This window comes from Sulfuricurvum sp., assembly GCF_022759005.1.
Classification (GTDB): Bacteria; Campylobacterota; Campylobacteria; order Campylobacterales; family Sulfurimonadaceae; genus Sulfuricurvum.
In genome coordinates, this window is sequence record NZ_JAEMQA010000038.1 from 1 (window position 1) to 3176 (window position 3176).

The window sequence follows — 3176 nt, forward strand, 5'->3', positions numbered from 1 at the left end:
TCTCGATGCCGCTGCTCGCCGCTATCCGCATCATGGTTTCCAGCGGTGAAGAGTGTCAGTTTTGTATCGATTACAATACGGGGATGTTGATAAATATGGCTGGATGGACGTTTGATCAGGTCACTGAGATGCGTAAAGATCCAAAATCCGCAAACCTTCCCGAACGTGAGACAGCGATGCTCTTATTAGCGATCAAAGCGATACGCAACGCACACGGAGTTAGCGCGAATGATCTCGATACGTTACGTGAAATGGGATGGAGTGATAGCGATATTCTCGATGCGGTAAACCATGCGACGCGGATGTTGGCGACCGATATTATTTTTAATACGTTCAAGATTGAGAATTTCGAATGAGCACGCAAAACACATTTAGCGGTCGCTATGACGGCTCACTCAACACAGGGACAAAGCGGGCACTGATCGTCATCGATGTCCAAAACGAATATTTTACGGGGCTTCTTCCTGTATGCTATCCGCAAAACACGTTACCCAATGTGTTAATGGCGATAGAAGAAGCACAAAAATCTGACATCCCCGTCGTAATCGTTCAGCACACTCTTACAACACCCGATGCCAAGGCTTTTATCCGTAATACCGAGGGATGGGAACTGCTGAATGAGATTAAAAATATTTCGTACGACCACTATATTGAAAAGAATTTTCCCAGCTCTTTTGTCGGAACCGATTTAGAAGAATGGTTACGCACAAACAACATCAACACAATCGTAATCAGCGGCTACATGACACAATTTTGTTGCGATACGACTGCACGCTATGCCTATCATATGGGATTCAATGTAGAATTTCTCTCAGATGCAACGGCGACACTGGCATTCGAGAACAAAGCGGGAAAAGTTAGCGCCGAAGAGCTACACCGCGCAATATTGGTCGTTCAGGCATCACGTTTTAGCAACGTTATGAGTACAAAAGAATGGATTGATACAATATCGACAAGAACAAAAGGATAAACCATGGGAAGCCAGCACGGATCTCTCAACGAAACAGACAAAGCCTTTATTGCCGAACAAAAGATTTTCTTTATCGCAAGCAGTAGCGGTAAAGAGGTCAATCTTAGCCCCAGAGGCTATGACTGTTTTCGGGTGACCGGTGACAATGAAGCGGTGTTTCTTGATTATGCCGGAAGCGGAAACCGTACTGCACGCGATAGTGACGCAGATGGTGAAATCACGGTGATGTTTTGCTCCTTTGACTCCGCTCCTATGATTGTGCGTCTTTTTTGCAAAGGGGAAGTGATCGATAAAGAAGCGAAAGAACTTCAAGAATTATTCCCCTTCTCCGATTTGCGAGGGATACGGCAATTTATCAAACTGCACATCTATTGTGTCGAACACAGTTGCGGAATGAGCGTACCGAGGTATGATTTTATCGATGAACGCCGGGATCTTAAAGAGTGGTGCCGGGATGAAGATCGGGCAGGAAGATTAGATGAATACATGCAGCGACGTCACACACCGCCGAATCTAAATAAATACAAATTCTCAATATAACATGTCAGGAGCTATATATGCCGTATGTTTTGATAATCCATGAGGTAGAAGATTACCAAAAATGGAAAACAATTTTTGATCAGGCCGCCGAAATCCGAAAACATGCAGGAGAGATCAGCTATCAACTGCTCAGCTATGAGAAGGAGCCGGATACGATTGTCCATTTTTCACAGTGGTCTTCGCTTTCTAATGCCCGACAATTTTTTGAGTCTCCGGCATTAGTGGAGATACGTAAAAATGCCGGGGTAAAAGCCCCGCAATTTATCTATCTGGAAGAGAGTGAGCATGGAATCTTATAGATTGGGCGAGGGTTCAAGGTGATTTTTCGTCATGCCAAGAAAGAAGATGTCATATTTCTTACAAGGCTAATCAATACTGCCTAAAAAATGAATTCTTAAACAACTTTAAGTTTCAGTGGCAGGATTAATCCCTTTATGTAAAGATACCCGTTATACAGGCAGTAATCCTACCTCTTAATCTATAAATTATCTTTCAGAAAAGCTCCAACCCGAAATACTCTTTTAACGCACCCTCATAATCGACTTTCAATAGCTCCAATTTCCCCTCTTCGATAAGTTTGAGTTCATTATCCACGAGGATTTTACGACCATTAGGTGTCTGCATGATAGCGAGTTTCTTTTGGGTAAAGATTGTATCCGGATGTGTGGCGTTAAAGTAGTTGGCGAGGCTAAATTCGATCCACTCTTGCGGATGAGTGGCAAACCCGTATTGTCGTTGCCATTCATCCTGCACGAGAGAACTAAGAACATATTCACCATCGATTAGCTCAAGCCGGAATCTATCACCATCTTGGGTCACTTCGCCCTCTTCTATCATCATCGGAGCACGCAAAGCATATCCACCGAATCCCGTATCACAGAGATAATCGCTCCCTTTGATGCGGACAATCACCACCATGTGGGTTTTAGGACGGCGCATCGGATAAAACATCGGTCGCGCCCCTGCGAAATACCACTCGAACCCAATGGCGGTGAGTGCCATAGCAAAGATTCCATTAATCTCGTAGCAGTATCCACCGCGTCGATTAGTGATGATTTTCGTATAAATATCCTCTGGAATGAGCGATGGGATACGTCCCGCTTGTACTTCGGTATTTTCGAACGGGATACTTCGGAGTTGTTTTTGCACCAGTTGAGTCAACGTCGCAACATCGACACCCACTTCACCCTCGTAACCGATACGGGAGAGGTAGTTGGTAAGATTAAAATTAGTAGCTGTCATAAATATTTCCTCACTTTATTATGAACGGACACTATGCATCAACTCAATCGTTGCACCATCAACAGAGCCATTTCGATCTTCTATGTGTTTGAGCAGTGTATCGTACCGCTCTTTCGATAAATTTTGCCCTGCTTTGACTTTGAGCGTCATTATGTTCGGTACGATTTTATACACCCCCGTTAGCTCCATCATCTTGGTATAAATCGGGTTAGCCGCATCGATGGGGTCATATTTCCCCTCTGGTTGCATTTTCTCCATCAATGCCGTCAATCCGAATGCTTTTTCTCGCTCATCACTCACCCTTATCGCTTCACCGCTGATATGCACCGACGTAAAAAACTGCGTCGCAGGACATGCCGCACTCGTATCACTGAAATACGAGGGGATATAGGCATAAGGTTTTACAACCAAAAACGCTACCTTC

The 3176-nt window shown here is 44.4% G+C and carries 6 protein-coding genes; 4 read left to right on the forward strand and 2 right to left on the reverse strand.

All coding sequences use genetic code 11. The features are described from left to right. The 4 genes from JHC35_RS02030 to JHC35_RS02045 all read left to right on the forward strand — a co-directional run. Positions 1–356: hypothetical protein (locus tag JHC35_RS02030; protein ID WP_295041718.1), on the forward strand; the 356-nt coding region annotated here is incomplete at its 5' end. Continuing rightward, positions 353–970: a cysteine hydrolase family protein gene (locus tag JHC35_RS02035; protein ID WP_295041719.1), complete on the forward strand. Its 618-nt coding sequence runs from the start codon at positions 353–355 to the stop codon at positions 968–970. The genes JHC35_RS02030 and JHC35_RS02035, both read left to right, overlap by 4 nt. A 3-nt stretch (positions 971–973) precedes the next feature. Next, positions 974–1510: a pyridoxamine 5'-phosphate oxidase family protein gene (locus JHC35_RS02040; RefSeq protein ID WP_295041720.1), complete on the forward strand. Its 537-nt coding sequence runs from the start codon at positions 974–976 to the stop codon at positions 1508–1510. A gap of 17 nt (positions 1511–1527) precedes the next feature. After that, entirely contained in the window at positions 1528–1809 is a 282-nt protein-coding gene (locus JHC35_RS02045; RefSeq protein ID WP_295041721.1) for an antibiotic biosynthesis monooxygenase, read from the forward strand. A 193-nt stretch (positions 1810–2002) separates the two neighbouring features. On the opposite strand, the gene JHC35_RS02050 is transcribed toward JHC35_RS02045, so the two are convergent. After that, entirely contained in the window at positions 2003–2752 is a 750-nt protein-coding gene (locus JHC35_RS02050; RefSeq protein ID WP_295041722.1) for an arylamine N-acetyltransferase, read from the reverse strand. An 18-nt stretch (positions 2753–2770) separates the two neighbouring features. Then, positions 2771–3176, reverse strand: a 406-nt coding sequence (locus JHC35_RS02055) for an FMN-binding negative transcriptional regulator (protein ID WP_295041723.1), incomplete at its 5' end; no start/stop codon positions are given.